Here is a 17067-nt window from a genome sequence, read left to right on the forward strand (position 1 = left end):
AGGGCGGCCGAACAGCCGCCCTCAGGTGATCGACTCGATTCGCCGGCTTACCCGCGAGCGAATGCCTTGCGATTGAGTTCGAGCTGCGTGATGAGCTTTTGCAGACGCGATTCGGCGGCGCGCGACAGCGCGATGAAGCGGCATCCGATGTGATACTCGATGTCCTTCGCGAGCGGCACGGCGCGCACGGCGCAGACTTCCAGATCGACCTGCACGGTGCCGTAGTCGCGCAACTCCATGTCGACCTGCATGAGCATCGAGCCCTTCGGAATGTCGGCGGCCGCCGCGGCCTTCGTGCGCAGACCGACGCCACCGAGCGAGAGGTCGAACACCGCCAGCCGCATCGGCGTGTCGTCCGGGAATTTGACGGTGCACTGATACGGATCGAGGATCGGCGTCTTCACCCGGAAATAGTCGCGTCGTTGCAGGCGAACGAGCGTTTCCGGATACGACGAATAGAACGCCGGATAGCCTTCGTACTCGCGCTCCTCCACGTCGCCGATGGGGAAATGCACCTGAATGCCTTCGGGCACGCCAACGAACAGCGCACGCTTGTTGGCGAGCAACGCGCGGTTTTCCGTCTCGATCCCGCCCCAGTCGAAGTAGAAGCCGCGCGCTTGCGGTTCGACCTTGAGCAAACGCGTGACGAGCTGACGCTGGCCGTTCGCGAAGTACACCGTCATGAAGTCGCCGCGGGTCGCCAGGTGACGCAGCACGCCGCCGATTTCCAACGGGTTGCTGATGCGGTACGAGTCATGCAGTTGAGACTCTTCGTCCGTGGGCGCCGGTGTCACCTGCGGTTCTGTCGTTTCCATACCTGATCTTCTATTTGTCCCCGTGACGGCCCGCGCGCCAGCGCGCGACCCGTACGTAATAAAGCCGTTGCGACGCGCAATGACGAGGATCTTCGCTCTCGCATCGCGACGTAATCGCGACGTAATCGCGACGTAAGCGAGCGCCTGTCGGTACCCGCCTGCCGTCTCATGCATCTGGTCATGAACGTTAACGGTCACTGGCCGGGAATATTGAGCGATCCCGCGCACGCGCCTACCGCTCCCCGTGCCGTGCGCCACGCCCGGGCCTTCCCACAGCCCGCCTGCTGCCTGCTGCTGCCTGCTGCATTTCCTACCCTTGCTGCAAACTTCCTGCGGCATCTTCGCCGAGCCCGCCGAGCGGCGCCCCACCTCGTCCGATCAGCGGTGCACTGCCGCCATCAATGCGCCGAAGCCCATGAACACGCCGCCGCTGATACGGTTGAACGCCTTGAGTACGCGCGCCTCGCGAAGATACGGTGCGATTCGCAGGCCACCGGCCGCGTAGACCATGTACCAGCTCATCTCGATGACGGCAAATGTGCCGAGCAGAATCGAGAACTGCGGCAGCTTGGCGGCGGCCGGGTCGATGAATTGCGGCAGGAATGCCGCAGCAAAGAGAATGGCCTTGGGGTTGCTCGCGGCGACCAGGAAACCGGCCTTGAACAGCTTGCCGAAGCTTGAATCGGGCGCCAGCGCGGGCGAAGCAAGTCTGGCCGCCTCCTCTGTCGCGTTGTGCGTATTCACCGGCGAGCGCCAGCTCTTGTATCCCAGATAAACGAGGTAGGCCGCGCCGACGTAACGCAACGTGTCGAACAGCATTGGCCAGGCTTTGAGCACGGCGCCCAGACCGGCGGCGGAAATCGACATCATCGCGATGAGCGCGGTCATGCAGCCAGCCATCGTACCGAGCGACGGGCGCAGACCGTGACGCGCACCGTGCGTCATGACGAGCAGCATGTTCGGCCCCGGCGTTGCCGAGACGAAAAAAACGGTGACTACGTATAGCCACCACGTTTGCAGGCTCATGATTGCCCCGGAAAAAGCGTTACGCGAAATCGATCCGGCATTGTAGCGTCGAACCGTGACGGTAGCATCGTCCGCGTGCACGTCATGTGCGATTCAACACGCTCGCCATGACGCGGCACAAAAACAAACAGGCCCGATGACTTTCGTCATCGAGCCTGCCGGTCACGCGATACCGCCTCACCCGAGGGTCGAGGCAACATCACGAAAAGCGCTCAGCCCTTAGATGGGCTTGATGTTCGCAGCTTGCTTGCCCTTCGGGCCAACCTTGACTTCGAACGAGACCTTTTGGTTCTCTTGCAGCGACTTGAAGCCGTCGACCTTCACTTCCGAGAAGTGAGCGAACAGGTCTTCACCGCCGGCGTCCGGGGTAATGAAGCCGAAGCCCTTTGCGTCGTTGAACCACTTAACAGTACCGGTTTCCATGTTTTTTCCTAATAAAACAATAGCCTGAGGTCGGAATTGACCTCGTGATGCGCTGACAATCAAGGGAAAATGAAGGACTAGAAACCAGCGAGAAGCAGGAAAACTACGTCTGACAACAACTTCGCGGCTTGACAATCTGCAATTGGTTTTATACGTGTCGCGTCGACGCTTGTCAACAGGGGAAATACCGCAAAATAAGTAACAATTTCCGCAAATAACGGGGAATTTGGGCGCTCATTCCATGTCCGACCGGCCATCGCTGCCTGTACAATGGGCGTTTTGTCCCGCGTCCATGCCGTTGTCGCGCGTCCGGCCCGAGTTTTGTGCTGTCCGAAACCGTTTTCCGACGTTTTTCCCCTATTCGACGCACAGGCCTGCAAAGTGCCCACCGGCCGGCACGATTTGCGACCGTTAGCGGGTCTTTACCCTCAAGTTTTCCTGTCTGCTCACGGATGGAGCCTTATCGCCTCGCGCGATCCCTGCGATCGCAAACCGAAGTTCGCATGTCCGGCCAGTCGCATTGGCTTGCCCGGTGCCGCGCTCATCTGATCGGTCTGGCCGTTTGCGCCACGCTCGCCGGCTGCGCCGGATCGCCGGCGTACGGCCCGGTGCCGGCGGGCAGCTATCGCGTGCAGTCTGGTGACACCCTGTACGGTATTGCCCGCGCCAACAGCGTCAGCACGGCCGATCTCGTGCGCTGGAACAGTTTGCCCGACGCCGACAGGATCGAGGTCGGACAAGTGCTGCGCGTGGTACCGCCGCCCGGCTCGGCCAGCGCGCCCGCCACGGTGGCATCGTCCGGCGGCACCACGCCGCCGGCACGCCCCCGTGCACAGGCAAGACCGTCGAAACCCGCCTCGAAGCCCGCGCCTGCGCCGGCGGCGCCCCGCACAGCCACCAACAAGATTCCGATGACATGGCCCGCAACGGGCAACGTCCTCGCGAACTACAACGGCAGCAGCAACAAGGGGATCGATATCGGCGGCAAGTCTGGGGATCCGATCTATGCCGCCGCCGCCGGAAAGGTCGTGTACGCCGGCAACGGCTTGCGCGGCTACGGCAACCTCGTGATGATCCAGCACGAAAACGGCTATCTCACCGCATACGCTCACAACCGCGAGTTGCTGGTCAAGGAAGGGGCTGCCGTCGCGAAGGGCCAGACGATCGCCCGCATGGGAGACACCGACTCGCACGGCGTCGTGAAGCTGCACTTCGAAGTCCGTCAGAAAGGCACCCCGTTCAATCCAAGCGACTTCCTGCCGCCGCGCTGAACGACACGTGGGCGGAGCGACCTACGCACCATAAAAAACGGCAGGGCGACGCCTTGCCGTTTTTCTCGTTCGCGAACCGAAACGCTGTCACGCCGACGCGAGATACCCTTGCGACAGGCCGTTGGCACGCGCTTCACACCATTCCGGATGCGCGCGCGGATCGGTCCACGCGAGCAGATGCAGCGCCGCCAGGGCACGTGGGTCGTTGAGCAGTTCCCACTTCTGCGTGTTGGTCAGACGGGTCGGACCTCGCAGCAGCGCCGTCTCCACACGACCGGCACGCAGCGCGTCGCGCTTTGCGTCGTCGAGCGTCGGCTTCACGCTCGACGCCACGAGTGCATTGGCCATCGGATCGACCACGGCATCGACGAAATCGACATGTTTGCCCGTCTCGCTCGTGTACTTGTCCGTCATGCGCAGTTCCTTCGGCGGCCATGATTCCTCGGGAATGAGGAACAGGCGAGCGCGTTTCAGACCGCGGCCGAGCGAGACCCGGCTGGAGAAGACCGACACCGGAATCGAGATCATCATCGAGCCGACGATCGGCATCAGCCACCAGATGAAGTCCGGGTTGAGCCAATACACGACACCGCCCCAGCCCATGCCGATCAACGTGTGCAAACCGTGACGGCGAATGGCTTCGCCCCAGTGCGTTTCGGCATCTTCGCGAGGGGGCGACTTCCACTGGATCGCGATGCCCGTGAGCGCTGCCAGCACGAACTGCGTGTGGAACAGCATACGCACCGGCGCGAGCACGGCCGAGAACACCATCTCGATGAACATGCTGACGCTCACGGCGAACCAGCCGCCGAAGCGTTTCGCGCCCTTCACCCAGATCAGCAGCACGGCCAGTATCTTTGGCAGGAAGAGCAGCGTGGCGGTAGCCGAGAACAGCGCGAGCGCACGCTCCGGATGCCACTCCGGCCACACCGGAAACAACTGACGCGGCGCGGTGAAATACTCCGGCACGACAAGCGTGTGCTTGGCGAGCAGGCACGTCGAGAGAATCAGGAAGATGAACCACAGCGGGGCGGACACGTAAGCCATCGCGCCCGTGACGAACACCGCGCGGTGCACCGGATGCATGCCTTCCGCGAGGAACAGGCGGAAGTTCATCAGGTTGCCCTGACACCAGCGCCGGTCGCGCTTGAGTTCGTCGAGCAGGTTCGGCGGCATCTCTTCATAGCTTCCCGGCAGATCGTAGGCGATCCACACGCCCCAGCCCGCGCGACGCATCAGCGCCGCCTCGACGAAGTCGTGCGAGAGAATCGCCCCCGACATCGCGCCCTTGCCAGGCAACGGCGCGAGCGCGCAGTGCTCCATGAACGGCTTCAGACGGATGATGGCGTTATGCCCCCAGTAGTGCGATTCGCCAAGTTGCCAGTAATGCAGGCCAGCGGTGAAGAGCGGTCCGTAGACGCGTCCCGCGAACTGTTGCAGACGCGCGTAGAAGGTCTCGCGACCGGCCGCGAGCGGCGCCGTCTGGATCAGGCCGGCGCTCGGATGAGATTCCATCATGCGCACCAGCTTGGTCAGGCATTCGCCGCTCATGACACTGTCCGCGTCGAGCACGATCATGTAACGGTAATTGCTGCCCCAGCGGCGGCAGAAGTCGTCGAGGTTGCCGCTCTTGCGCTTCACGCGACGCTGACGGCGGCGATAGAAGATGCGCCCGAAGCCGCCGACTTCGCGGCACAGCGCCTGCCACGCGTCGACCTCGGCGGTACAGTTATCGGCCTCGTTGGAATCGGACAGGATGAAGAAGTCGAAGCGTTCGAGCGAATCGGTCTTGGCAAGCGATTCATACGTCGCACGCAAACCGGCGAACACGCGCCCCACATCTTCGTTGCAGATCGGCATGACGATGGCCGTGCGCGCATCGGGCGCAATGGGCGCATCGCCCGCCGCCATCTTCGAGATCATGTGACGCTCGCCGCCGAAGAGCAGGACGAAGAAGCCGAAGATGGCCGTCCAGAATCCGGCGGAGACCCAGCCGAAGAGCAGCACGAAGAGCACCAGGACGGAGAACTCGAGCGGATCGGCGCCGTGATACGGCAGCACGGACGCCATGAAGTGCGTGGCGAGAGCCGTTTGCGCAATCATCAGCGCGAGCAGCATCCAGCGGCGGCGGCGTCCCGCTTGCGACCACTTGCCCTTGGGATCGGGCGCGTCGCGCACGAGCGGGTCGGGGTCCTTGCGGCCGGCGAGCTTGCGCCACAGACGTGCGAGCGGATTGAGCGACCACGCACGCGGAATGAGCGACGTGCGGCGCACCGGCGGTGCAACACGCAAGGTCTGCACACCGCGCACCTCGTTGAGCCCGGCCGCCGCGGCCAGCGAGCCGCCTTCGGTGAGCGCGAGACGCACCGGTTGCGACGCGAGTACCGCGTCGCTGCCGGATTCGATCTCGGCGAGGTCGTGGGCGTGCCAAGCCGCCGTCGCCACCGCAGTGGCAGCGCCGGTGCTTTCGGTCGGCGCGTCTGCCACACCGGCAGCCTGAACGGCTGTCGCCACGGTGCTCTCGGGCGTCGAAGGACCATCGTTGGCCGAGGGCGCGCCATCGCCGGCGACATGGGTCGCGCGTGCGAGCAGGCGCTGCAAGCGCGTGAGGACGTCGAGCGCATCGCCGCCGTCACGCCTGGCCTGCGCGAGCAGGGCACGACGTTTCTCGGCGGGCAGGGGCAACCGGTCGACGTAAAGTTCGTCGACCGGAATGTCGGAGCGGTCGCTCACTCGGGGGGTAACAGGTAGCTCCACGTTTCGGATAAGGTGTTACTGCCGTTGCGCAGGTAAGCGCGCATTTCGACGGGTTTCTCGGAATCGAGGCGGCGCATGCGAAGCATGACGCGATAGCCTCCCGTGACGTCATTGCGCTGCGTCTGCACTTCGAGGATCTTGCCGTTGCCGTCGATGGACACATTGCCTTCGACCTTGGCGTCGTCCGGCAGTTTCTTGAGCGCCGGGCCCTCGAAATCCAGGGCGAACAGCAGACTGTCGTCTGGTTTTCCCCGGTAGCCGTGTCCCCGGCGGCTTTGCGTCACCCACGCCAGCGGCGGGCGCTTCTCATTGTCTTTTTGCCACGTGAGCCGGTATTCGAGCGAATAGGCCTGCTTCGGCTTCGGCGGCGCATCGGGCACCCAATAGGCGACGATGTTGTCATTGGTCTCATCCGGCGTGGGAATCTGCACCAACTCTACGCGGCCTTGTCCCCACTTGCCCTTCGGTTCCACCCAGGCGCTCGGACGCGACTCATAATGGTCTTCGAGGTCCTGGTAATTGTTGAAGTCCCGGTCGCGCTGCACCAGCCCGAAGCCACCGGGATTGGACAACGAGAACGACGACACGAGCAGACGCTTGGGATTGACCAGCGGACGCCAGATCCATTCGCCCGTCCCGGACTGTATCGACAGGCCGTCGGAGTCATGCACTTCGGGGCGGTAGTCGGGAGCGGGCGCCTGCTGGTTTTCGCCGAAGAAGAACATGCTGGTGAGCGGTGCGATACCGAGCTTGGTAACGTTCTCGCGCAGGAACAATTCGGATTTCACGTCGACGGTGGTGTCCACGCCCGGACGCAGCGTGAAGCGATACGCACCGGTCGCACGCGGCGAGTCGAGCAGCGCGTAGATGACGAGTTCCTTCGCACCGGGCGCCGGACGCTGAATCCAGAATTCGGTGAAGCGCGGAAACTCTTCGCCGGAGTTCAGCGCGGTGTCGAGGGCCAGACCGCGAGCGGACAGGCCGTAGGTCTGGTTCTTACCCAGCGCGCGGAAGTAGCTCGCGCCGAGGAACACCATGACTTCGTCCTTGTACTTCGGCGTATTCACCGGGAAGTGGATACGGAAGCCTGCGAAGCCGAGGCCACGCAATTGTTTCGGGTCGACCTTGAGGGCACCGAAGTCGAACATGTCCGGGCTGTAGCGGATTTCGCGCACGCTGTTGCCCGCCAGTTCGTTGATCTTCACGGGGCGGTCGTAGTACGAACCTTCGTGGAAGAACATCAGTTCGAACGGCAGCTTCTGCGCGCGCCAGAGCGCCTTTTCCGGCTTGAAGCGGATGTTGCGGTAGCGGTCGTACGTAAGATTCTGAAGCTCTTTGGGGAGATTCGGATCCTTGGGCTTGTATCGGCTGTTTGCGAGCGTACGGGCTTGTCTGGCGACGTCGTCGAACGAAAAAGCATGCGCTGCCCCCGAGACGAGCGCGCAAACACTGAGCACACTGGCGATCGCCAGGCGCAGGGCACGGTGGGAAATCATGCGGGAAACCGCGTTGGGCAGGAATTCCATCGGCAGTGGGAAGGGCATGTAACGCGCGTGCTGACCGTAGCCAGCGTGCGCCGAACGCGCAATTTTACCCGTTCATTCACCGATTGACTAAAGATGCATCGGCAAAACCTTCAAAGCGGGTGCTCACATTACCCCAATCGTCTGCTGTGACGGTGCTTCCGCCGAGTCACAAATTTGTGACTATTTGTGACTAACGGGTCATTCGAAAGGCATTGGAGAGAATTTCATCGCCTTTTCTGTCGATTTTTTGCCATTTTTACGACAGTCCCGCGCCATTTTCCGGCCATTCATTGCGCTTTCATGCCGATGGGCCCGAACGCGCCCTCGCTCCCCGATGCGTCTGCCCTGCCCGCGGGCTATCGGCTCGTCACGGCAAGCAGTCCCCCCAGCGTCATCAGCGCGCCGCCAATCGTACGCCTGACCAGATGCTGCCGGTGCAGCATGGCCGCACGCATCCATCCCGCCGAGAATCCCAGCGCCACCAGGCTGAACCACGCCCAATGCGCAAAGGACATGAACGCTCCATACGCCAGCCCAAGCGTCCATCCCGTGCCGGGTTGGACGACTTGCGTGAACGTGCTCACCACGAACAACGTGCACTTCGGGTTCAACGCATTGGTGAAAAAGCCGGTACGAAAGGCTTGCGCCGCCTCGCGCCATTGGGCGGGTTTGCGTGCCGGTTGCGCGGCGTCCGGCACCGTCGACGCTTGCATCACATCCGCCACCGGGGATCGATCTCCCAACGTCCGCCAGCCGATGTAAATCAGATACACCGCTCCGGTCCACTTGATGGCCATGAACAACCACGGCAGTTGCGCGATGAGCAGCCCCACACCCACCAACGTGTACGCCACGTGGACCTGCACTCCCGCTGCAATTCCCCACGCCGCCCATAACCCCGCACGCCTTCCGTGGCGCCAGCTCTCACGCGTGACCATCGCGAAATCGGCCCCCGGACTGATCACCGCCAACACGGTAATCGTCATGACCGCCAACATCTCTTGCATGATGAATTCTCACTGATTCGCCCACGCACTTTCATGGCGTCCGGCGTGGTTTCATAGTCGGCACCGATGGAACCCGTACCCTCGTTTCCCGTATTTTGCTTTGCCTTTTTCTCGAAGAAAAACGATGGTTTCGACGCGATATCCGTGATAATTTCTCACGAATGAGACCCGCCATGCCTCTGAACGCCCTCCACGTCTTCGACGTCGCCGCCAGCGAACTCAGCTTCGCCCGCGCCGCCGACCGCCTGTTCGTCACCCACGGCGCCGTCAGCCGGCAAATCCGCACCCTCGAACTTGCCCTTGGACTTCCTCTTTTCGAGCGTCGCAACCGTGCCGTCTTTCTCACCCCCGCGGGGATTCGACTGCATGCCACCACGCGGCAAATGTTCGAACAACTCGCCGCGACTGTCGCCTGCCTCCACCCGCCCGCTGCCACCGTTACACTCGTCGTCTCGTGCGAACCCACCCTCGCCATGCGGTGGCTCATTCCGCGGCTCGGTGCCTTCGCTCACCTTCACCCCGGCATCGCGCTGCACCTGCACTCCGCCGGCGGACCGCTCGACTTCGATACCACCGGTGTCGATGTCGCCATCCGGCGCAACGACTTCTTCTGGGGTCACGCGCTCGCAGCCGAACCTCTCGCGCACGAATGGATCGGCCCCGTCGGCCTTCCCGCCGCCTTCGACACGCCTCGCCTCACCACCCTCGGCACGCGCACGCGCCCCAACGCCTGGCACGACTGGCAACGGGCCATGCGCGCCGCCGCGCGAACGCTGCCGCCCTTCGAGACGAATGGGACGACGCCTCTGTTCGAACACTTCTATCTGAGCTTGCAGGCAGCCGGGGCCGGACTGGGGGCCGCCATCGGCTCGGTCTATATGGTGAGCGACGAACTCGACGCCGGACGCCTCGTCGCGCCCTACGGATTTGTGCGCGACGGCTCGGGCTATGTCGCGCTCTCGCGCGAACCCTTCGCCGCCGATCCGGCCAAACATGCCCTGCTGGAGCGGCTACGCGAGGCGCTGGCGCAAGCCGCGGCGCCGTGGATCGCAAACACGTAGCGAAATCGCCTTACGCCGTTCGCTGCTCACGTGCGCGGGTCGCCACGCGAAGTACCGGGCGCAGCGTCGGCGGACCGGGAAGCAGGCCGGGATGCGGACTGCGAATCCGACGGTGAGTCCGCGAACGTCGAAGGCGGCACCGGCACGGGTGCCGGTCCTGCCGCGGCGCTCGCGGCATCTTCGGTTTGTGCGACGGCAGGCGGGCCTTTCGGCAACATCCGCGCGCCCCGCCAGTTGCCCCACTTGTAATAGCTCAACGCCATGACGAGCGACACCGCGAACCCGAGCGGGAAACTCCACCAGATCGCCTCGGCGCCCCACGTTTTCTGCATCTGCCAGGCGCACGGCAACCGGATCACCCACTGCGAGACGAACAGGATGACGAGCGGCGCGGTCACCGCCCCGGTGGCACGCACGACGCCGAACAAGACGATGGTCACGCCGAACAGCACGAACGACCACGCGACCACCGCGTTGATGTGCTGCGCGACGGAAATCGCGTAACCGTCGCCCGGCAAGAAGGCATTCATGAATTGCCGGTTGAACAGCAGAATGGCGACGACGAGTGCGCCGGTCATGACGAAGTTCAGCCCCACGCCCACGCGCCCGATGCGCGAGACGCGGTCCCACAGGCCCGCCCCGACGTTCTGCGCGGTCATGGACGACACGCCGGCGCCAATCGCCAACGCCGGCATTTGCACGTACGTCCACAACTGCGACGCCACACCATAAGCCGCGGTGGTCCGCGATCCGTAACCGTTCACGAAGCCCATCATGACCATGGCCGACGACGAGATCACGACCATCTGCAACCCCATCGGCAGGCCCTTCACGACGATCAACCGCAACAGCCCCATATCGATACGCAGGTACTTCCAGTCCTTGCGCGTGAGCCACAGCGGATCGCGACGCCGGTACAACGTGTACATCAGTGCCGCGAGGCTCAGGGTCTGCGCGACGAGCGTGGCGCCTGCGGAGCCGGCGATGCCGAACGGCGGGATCGGCCCCCATCCGAAGATGAGCAACGGATTGAGCGCCACGTCGAGTCCCGCCGACAGCAGCATGAAGCGGAACGGCGTGCGCGCATCCCCCGCTCCCCGCAGCGCCATCATGACGAAGTTATAGAAGTACATCACCGGCAACGCCACGAAGATGATGCGCAGATACGCGATGGCGAACTCGCGCGCATCGCCCGGCGTGCCGAGCGCGCCCAGCAGTTCCGGCGTGAAGACGTAGCCGAAAACCGAGACGGCAACGGACATGAGGATGAAGAACGTCGCGCTCGTCCCGACGATGCGTTGCGTGAGGACATGGTTCTTCGCCCCGATGGACTGGCCGATGAGAATGGTGTTGGCCATGCTGATGCCGAACACGACACCGAGCAGAAAGAACAGCGGAATGTTGGCATTGGACGCTGCCGTCAGCGCCGATTCGCCAAGGTAATGGCCGATCCACATGGCGTTGATCGACGCATTGAGCGACTGAAGAACGTTACTGCCGAGCACCGGCAGCGAGAACCAGAACAGGGTCTTGCCGATGGGTCCGCGCGTGAGGTCCTGTTCGGCCATGTCCGCCCTATTTGGTATCGAACTTCACGCCGGACGCCGGCGTGGGCACGGTACATCGATGCCCGCGGACGTTATCGAGAAAGCGCTGGATCAGCGGCAGCACCTTGGCCTCGATATCGCCGTGGCCGTAACCGAAGCCCGCAAAGTTGAAATGCGTCGCACCATCGACCACCGCCAGCCAGTGACACCCCGGCGGCATGTCGGCGAACGGCTCGATGCGTGACTGCCACTTACCGTCGATCGGCTCGTCGCGCGTGCCGGTCACGAGCAGCATGGGCTTGCGGATATCGTGCCACGCGCCGGCCGGAAAGATCGGCCCCTTGCCCTGCGGAGAGAGGGCGATGTAGCCGTCGAAACGATCGCCGCCATCGACGCCCAGCCTGTTCTTCGCCCCCGCCTCGATCATGACGGTGGCCGCGCCCATGGAATGCCCGGCCAGGACTGCCGGGCCGGCATGGCATTGCCCCCGCGCCCAACGCAACGCCGCACCGGCATCTTCGAGGCGGTCGTCATACGATTCGGGATCCGTAGTGAGCGCAAGCAAACCGTCGCGCAGGCCACCGGTGCGGACCCGGTCGCGCAGCGAATCGCGCCCGCTCTCCTTGTGCGCCATCGTCACCGTCAGCCAGCCATACTTCGAGAGTGCGCGACCGAGCCACGACAATGCGTCGCGGTCGTCACCCGCGCCCGGACTGAGCACAGCCACGCCGTTGCAGGCGGACACCGGACGAAAGACATGCAGGCTGGCGTACGCGCCGTCGCTGCGCGGCACGCGCTGATCCGAGCCCGTCGCCATGGAGGCCGCCGCCGGTTCGGGGGAAGCGCCGGGAGCGGTAGAAGCGGCGGAAGGCCTGGAAGAGGAGGAGGCAGCGGAAGTGACCGGCGCGACAGTGTCGGCAGCCAAAACGTGGGAGGGGAACGTCGCCAGCAGGGGCGCGCCGGCGCCGCAGGCACCGAGCGCGACGAGTAACGTCCCGAACGATCGTCCCACGGCCCTGCGCGACTTTCCGAGCATCCGTTCTCCTCTGGTATCCGGCAGCGCGCAGCCAACCTGGGCCCGAACGGGCGAGTTCGATCCCGCCGAGGGAACAGGTCAGGCCGGGAGCGCCGGTCTCGCGACGAGGCTCCGCTGCGACCTCAAATGAGGAGTCATCTTAGCGCGGATTGCGTATCTTGCTCGCATGAATTTAGCATCGTTCCTCCCTGTGTCGCGTGCGCAACGCGCACGGCGCCGCCTTGCCTTGCATCGAACGCCGAGGCATACCCCTGAGGGTCGAACCGCCATGTCAGCGCGATCAGCGCGACGTTGAGCACGATGAGTGCGACCCACGATGGCACGAAGCTGCCCGTGAGCGCCATGACGGCACCCGCCGCGAACGGCGCCAGCGCCGCGATGCAAAAGCCCACGCCCTGCATGAACGCCGCCAGCGCGGCCGCGTGACGCGGTTGCGCATGGTGATCCAGCGCCAGCACCAACCCGAGCGAGAACGTGCCGCCCAGTCCGAAGCCGATCCCGCCGATCCACCACCACGGCGCCGCATCCGGGGCGGCAACCAGTCCCGTCAGGCCGCCCAGCGTCGCCGCGAGAGCCAGCGTGAGCCAGCGGCGCCGGTCGACGTGGCGACGCGCAAGCCACGGCAACATCAGCGCCGCAACGACCTGACACGCCGTCAGTCCGGCGAGCAACGCCCCACTTTGTGTCGCGCTCATGCCACGCTGCTGATAGAACGGCGGCAGCCACGCCACCATTGCCGTGTAGGTACAGTTGACGAGACCGAAGTAGACGGCCAGCGTCCACGCACGGGGCTTGCGCAGCAAGTTCAGCATCGACGGTGCCTTCGCGTCGACATGCGTGCCCCCGGCGTGACATGCGACGCGCAAGTCGCCGCCGGCAGCTGCGGCGGCCCGGGCCAAAGGCGCCCGCCACCACGCCAACGCCGCCGCACCGACCACTGCGAGCCACATCCCCAGGCCGGCACGCCAATCGCCTGCCTCCGACGCCGCCCACGGACTCACCGCCGCGCCCAGCCCGCCACCGCCCATGAGCGCGGCCGAGTACAGCCCCATCATCGACGTCATGCGCGCTGCGCTGTAGTTCGCCTTGACCACGCCGGGCAGCAGTGCCTGCACGATGGCGATACCGGTGCCCGACGCGAGCGCGGTCGCGATCATCGTCACCGTGTCGCCGGCGACGAAACGCACGCCGCATGCGAATGCGAGCGCCGCGAGCCCGAGCAACACGCCGCGCCGCTCGCCGAAGCGACGCGTCAGCCCGCCCGCCGCGAAGGCCCCCGCGCCCATCGCCAACACCGGCAGCGACGTGAGCAGCGCCGCGACGGGATACGTCATCCCCGTCGCTTCGCGGATCTGCGGCAACAACGGACCGATCGACGTGAGCGTCGGGCGCAAGGTCAGCCCGACGGCCACGATGGCCAGCCAAAGCGTCATACCGCCACGCCCTCGCTCACCACGAGCCGTCCGTTTGCGACCACCCAGCGGCGCGGTGCACGCGTGACGATCGCCTGCGCCGCATTCAGCGCATCGACCAGCACCAGATCGGCGCGTGCGCCGACGTGCAGACCGTAGTCCTCGAACCAGCAGGCGCGTGCGCCCTGATACGTCACGCAATCGAGCGCGATATCGAGTTCGTCGTCGCGGCGCAGGTTGTAGCGCAGGCCGATCATCATGGCGCGCTCCAGCATGTCGGGCGAACCGTAGGGCGTCCAGGTGTCGCGAATACCGTCGTTGCCGCCGGCCAGCGGCACGCCCGCGCGACGGCAGGCCATGAGCGGCGGCACGACGCGCGATGGCGGCGCGGTGGTGACGAGCGCGACACCGGCATCTGCCAGACGCGCGAGCAAGGCGTCGGCGCGCGCCGCGTCCAGTTCGCCAAGACAGAAGGCATGCGACACCACGACCTTGCCCTGCATGCCCAGCGCCAGAATTCGTTCGAGCATCAACTCGAACGAGAACACGCCCATCTCGCCCGGCTCGTGCAGGTGGATGTCGACGGGACATCCATGCTTGTCGGCCAGCGCAAACATGGCGTCGAGCGACGCTCGGGGATCGCGGTCGATGGCGCACGGATCGAGCCAGCCGAGCACGTCGGCGCCGCGTGCGAGCGATGCGTCGAGCCATTCGACGGTGCCCGCACGGTCGAGCACGCCCGACTGCGGGAACGCCACGATCTGCATGTCGAGCGTGTCGGCGAGTGTCTCTCGCGTGGCGAGCACGCCATCGAGATGACGCAGCCCCGCCTCCGTGTCGATGTCGACGTGAGTCCGCAAGCGCGTAGTGCCTGCCGCGAGGAACGCACGGCCGAGCGCAAGCGACGCCTCGCCCGCGTCGTGCCCGGTCGCGGCGCGCCACGTCCGTTCGTTATCGATGCGGTCGATGAGTCGCGAGCCGCATTCGTTGACGTACCAGGGCATGCCCCACGTGGTCTTGTCGAGATGCGTGTGCGCCTCGACAAGACCGGGCATGAGCAATGCGCCGCGCGCGTCGATCTGCTGCGTGGTGCCGTCGGTGCATGCCGGTGACGCCGCCAAGGCGGGCAAGGAGGACCCGATGGCAGCAATCTTCCCGTGCTCCACGCGCACGTCCACGGCCTTGCCGTCCAGCGTGCGTGCGTTGCAAATTTCCAGTGTCGTCATACCTTCCTCAAAATGCCCGGCTGCACATTACGCGAGCGTGTCAGCATGCTCACCGCCACGAACGTCGCCGCATTGACGGCCAGCGCGACCAGCCCCATGTTGATCGACGCGACGGTATTCGATGCGCCCGGCAACAACGTGCGCAGGTTGACGTCGAAGCCGACCGCGGCGAGCAACACGAGCGCGCCCGCGCCGATGCCGGCGAATGCGCCGTATTTGTTGCCGAACGGGCGCGGCAGCAAGCTCGCCACGAACGAGGGGAACAACTGCGTGAGCAGACTCGACGCGAACAGTGCCAGCGCAACGAACGTCGCGCCACCGCGCAGCACGAAAAACACCGCAACCAGACCGAACACCGGCAGGATGCGCTTGGCCAGCTTGCCGACGAACGCCTCGCTCGCGTGCGGCGCGAACCCGTCGCGGTAGATGTTCTTTGCGATCAGCGTCGACGCATTGAGCAGAATCATCGAACCCGGCACGAGCGCGGTCAACACCCCAACCCCGCCGATCACCCCGACGAACCACGGCGAGAACGTCTGCTTGACGATGCGCAACAGCGCCAGATCGGAGTCTGCACCGGCCAGCCCCGGCACTTGCAGGATCGCCGCGAAGCCGACGAAGAACATGAACGCGATGACCATCTGATACAGCGGCATCAGGATCGTGTTCTTGCGCACCGCGCTCTCGGTCCTGGCCGCATACACCGACGTGAAGACGTAGGGGTACAGGTAGTAGCCGAGCGACGTGAGCAGAATCGTCGAGTTGTACCAGGACAGTGTCAGGCCGCTCGCCGGCATTTCCAGGAATCCCGGTCGCGCCGCTTCGATCCTGTCGAACATCTCACCGAACCCGCCGAAGTAATGCAGCGGCAGATAGATGCCGAGGAACACAGCGATCACGAGAATCAGAATGTCCTTGTAGATCGCGATGCTCGCCGATCCGTGGATGCCCGACACCGTAATGTAGAGCACCATCGCAATCGCCGAGCACCAGATCGCCACGGCCGGGGCAATCGTGCCGTACGACGCCTCTGACACGATGATGCCCAGGCCGCGCAACTGAATGATGAGCAAGGCGCTCATGCCCAGCACCGCCACCACCGATACCACCACGCCCAGCGCTCGCGAGCGGTACGCCGTTGCGAAAAAGTCGGAGAACGACACGCAGTTGTGCTTCGTCGCATGACGCCACGCGGCGGGCAGCATCCAGTAACCGAGCAGATACGCGAGTGCGCCGTACGCAAGGATGTAGAACGCGGGCGGTCCCTTGCTGTATGCCCAGCCGCTCGCGCCCAGAAACGTGAAAGTCGAAAACGCTTCCCCGGCCATGAGCAGAAACACGAGCAGCGTGCCGAAGCCGCGGCCGCCCACAGCCCATTGTTCGAGGCTCATCGTGCGCCCGCGGCGCGCGCGGATCCCGACGAACAGCGCAAAGGCGAGAAACGCCGCAATGACAGCGAGTGCGGCGTTCATGATGCGGCTCCGTCGCGATCGGCGGTGTTGGCGGCATTGGCGGCATTGGCGGCGTTGGCCGCCGCCGGGGCGCGAGCGGCATCGCGCGAACCGTCGAACCGGAACATCACCACCATGACCACCGACGTGAGCAGCAGCCAGGCAATGTTCCACGTCATCAGAAAAGGCAGACCGGCGAGCCGGGTACCCACGTGTTCGGCGAGCCAGCCGCCGCTGTAAAAGGCCGCGACGGGGAGCGCGGCCAGACAATGCACAGGTTTCATGATGTCTCCAGACCCAAGGGATTCATAGGCACGGGCGCACGGGGGCAGCGATGACCCGTTTTGCGCAGCCCGACGGCCCGATGGCTTCGGCCATTTCACGGGGCATCCGGTGGGCTGACATGCCGGTTGAATTTGACATATCATCAACCAAATACTACAAAATGGTTAACCATTTTTGTTGACCATTATCGGTAACGATTTGCCGAAATGCAAGGTCGCGTTGGG

14 protein-coding genes are annotated in these 17067 nt (G+C 64.5%); 2 read left to right on the forward strand and 12 right to left on the reverse strand.

The annotated features are described in order from the left end of the window. Positions 1-47 precede the first annotated feature (47 nt). From AB870_RS18840 to AB870_RS18850, 3 genes are all read right to left on the reverse strand, one after another. Positions 48-815, reverse strand: a complete 768-nt coding sequence (locus AB870_RS18840; RefSeq protein WP_047905873.1) for a flagellar brake protein — start codon at positions 813-815, stop codon at positions 48-50. A 378-nt stretch (positions 816-1193) separates the two neighbouring features. Further along, positions 1194-1841, reverse strand: coding sequence for a LysE family translocator (locus AB870_RS18845; RefSeq protein WP_047905874.1), 648 nt, complete (start codon positions 1839-1841; stop codon positions 1194-1196). Between the two features lie 219 nt (positions 1842-2060). Next, positions 2061-2264 (reverse strand): cold-shock protein, encoded by a 204-nt coding sequence (locus AB870_RS18850; protein WP_044456973.1) that lies wholly within the window; start codon positions 2262-2264, stop codon positions 2061-2063. Between the two features lie 503 nt (positions 2265-2767). Between AB870_RS18850 and AB870_RS18855 the strand changes: the two genes are divergently transcribed. After that, positions 2768-3535, forward strand: a complete 768-nt coding sequence (locus AB870_RS18855) for a peptidoglycan DD-metalloendopeptidase family protein (protein ID WP_047908420.1) — start codon at positions 2768-2770, stop codon at positions 3533-3535. 87 nt (positions 3536-3622) lie between these two features. Here the strand turns inward: AB870_RS18855 and mdoH are convergent, their stop codons facing one another. The 3 genes from mdoH to AB870_RS18870 form a co-directional block, all read right to left on the reverse strand. After that, a complete protein-coding gene (gene mdoH, locus AB870_RS18860) occupies positions 3623-6049 on the reverse strand; it encodes a glucans biosynthesis glucosyltransferase MdoH (RefSeq protein WP_418304014.1) in 2427 nt (808 codons plus the stop codon). Between the two features lie 215 nt (positions 6050-6264). Then, positions 6265-7818, reverse strand: coding sequence for a glucan biosynthesis protein G (locus AB870_RS18865; protein ID WP_053059436.1), 1554 nt, complete (start codon positions 7816-7818; stop codon positions 6265-6267). 356 nt (positions 7819-8174) lie between these two features. Next, complete coding sequence (locus tag AB870_RS18870) at positions 8175-8825, reverse strand: LysE family translocator (protein WP_047905876.1); 651 nt, start codon at positions 8823-8825, stop codon at positions 8175-8177. Positions 8826-8998: 173 nt separating this feature from the next. Between AB870_RS18870 and AB870_RS18875 the strand changes: the two genes are divergently transcribed. Then, positions 8999-9886: a LysR family transcriptional regulator gene (locus AB870_RS18875; RefSeq protein ID WP_047905877.1), complete on the forward strand. Its 888-nt coding sequence runs from the start codon at positions 8999-9001 to the stop codon at positions 9884-9886. A gap of 26 nt (positions 9887-9912) precedes the next feature. Here the strand turns inward: AB870_RS18875 and AB870_RS18880 are convergent, their stop codons facing one another. The 6 genes from AB870_RS18880 to AB870_RS18910 all read right to left on the reverse strand — a co-directional run bounded on the left by AB870_RS18880 (position 9913) and on the right by AB870_RS18910 (position 16842). Then, positions 9913-11454: an MATE family efflux transporter gene (locus AB870_RS18880; protein ID WP_084663877.1), complete on the reverse strand. Its 1542-nt coding sequence runs from the start codon at positions 11452-11454 to the stop codon at positions 9913-9915. Positions 11455-11461: 7 nt separating this feature from the next. Continuing rightward, positions 11462-12250 (reverse strand): alpha/beta hydrolase family protein, encoded by a 789-nt coding sequence (locus tag AB870_RS18885; protein ID WP_047905878.1) that lies wholly within the window; start codon positions 12248-12250, stop codon positions 11462-11464. Positions 12251-12603: 353 nt separating this feature from the next. After that, positions 12604-13902: a cyanate transporter gene (locus AB870_RS18895; RefSeq protein ID WP_064674871.1), complete on the reverse strand. Its 1299-nt coding sequence runs from the start codon at positions 13900-13902 to the stop codon at positions 12604-12606. Then, positions 13899-15107 (reverse strand): amidohydrolase family protein, encoded by a 1209-nt coding sequence (locus AB870_RS18900; RefSeq protein WP_047905880.1) that lies wholly within the window; start codon positions 15105-15107, stop codon positions 13899-13901. The genes AB870_RS18895 and AB870_RS18900 overlap by 4 nt, the downstream gene beginning before the upstream one ends. Further along, positions 15104-16579, reverse strand: coding sequence for a sodium:solute symporter family protein (locus AB870_RS18905; protein ID WP_047905881.1), 1476 nt, complete (start codon positions 16577-16579; stop codon positions 15104-15106). Before AB870_RS18905 ends, AB870_RS18900 begins: the two co-directional genes overlap by 4 nt. Beyond that, positions 16576-16842: a DUF3311 domain-containing protein gene (locus AB870_RS18910; RefSeq protein ID WP_084663879.1), complete on the reverse strand. Its 267-nt coding sequence runs from the start codon at positions 16840-16842 to the stop codon at positions 16576-16578. Before AB870_RS18910 ends, AB870_RS18905 begins: the two co-directional genes overlap by 4 nt. Between the last annotated feature and the right edge of the window lie 225 nt (positions 16843-17067).

Origin of the sequence: Pandoraea faecigallinarum, assembly GCF_001029105.3 — a bacterium.
Lineage (GTDB): Bacteria > Pseudomonadota > Gammaproteobacteria > Burkholderiales > Burkholderiaceae > Pandoraea > Pandoraea faecigallinarum.

Excerpts from the sequence above, each read along its gene's own strand:
- AB870_RS18840 (WP_047905873.1), bottom strand. The coding sequence starts at position 815 with ATGGAAACGACAGAACCGCAGGTGACACCGGCGCCCACGGACGAAGAG.
- AB870_RS18845 (WP_047905874.1), bottom strand. The coding sequence starts at position 1,841 with ATGAGCCTGCAAACGTGGTGGCTATACGTAGTCACCGTTTTTTTCGTC.
- AB870_RS18850 (WP_044456973.1), bottom strand. The coding sequence starts at position 2,264 with ATGGAAACCGGTACTGTTAAGTGGTTCAACGACGCAAAGGGCTTCGGC.
- AB870_RS18855 (WP_047908420.1), top strand. The coding sequence starts at position 2,768 with ATGTCCGGCCAGTCGCATTGGCTTGCCCGGTGCCGCGCTCATCTGATC.
- AB870_RS18865 (WP_053059436.1), bottom strand. The coding sequence starts at position 7,818 with ATGGAATTCCTGCCCAACGCGGTTTCCCGCATGATTTCCCACCGTGCC.
- AB870_RS18870 (WP_047905876.1), bottom strand. The coding sequence starts at position 8,825 with ATGCAAGAGATGTTGGCGGTCATGACGATTACCGTGTTGGCGGTGATC.
- AB870_RS18875 (WP_047905877.1), top strand. The coding sequence starts at position 8,999 with ATGCCTCTGAACGCCCTCCACGTCTTCGACGTCGCCGCCAGCGAACTC.
- AB870_RS18880 (WP_084663877.1), bottom strand. The coding sequence starts at position 11,454 with ATGGCCGAACAGGACCTCACGCGCGGACCCATCGGCAAGACCCTGTTC.
- AB870_RS18885 (WP_047905878.1), bottom strand. The coding sequence starts at position 12,250 with ATGGCGACGGGCTCGGATCAGCGCGTGCCGCGCAGCGACGGCGCGTAC.
- AB870_RS18895 (WP_064674871.1), bottom strand. The coding sequence starts at position 13,902 with ATGACGCTTTGGCTGGCCATCGTGGCCGTCGGGCTGACCTTGCGCCCG.
- AB870_RS18900 (WP_047905880.1), bottom strand. The coding sequence starts at position 15,107 with ATGACGACACTGGAAATTTGCAACGCACGCACGCTGGACGGCAAGGCC.
- AB870_RS18905 (WP_047905881.1), bottom strand. The coding sequence starts at position 16,579 with ATGAACGCCGCACTCGCTGTCATTGCGGCGTTTCTCGCCTTTGCGCTG.
- AB870_RS18910 (WP_084663879.1), bottom strand. The coding sequence starts at position 16,842 with ATGAAACCTGTGCATTGTCTGGCCGCGCTCCCCGTCGCGGCCTTTTAC.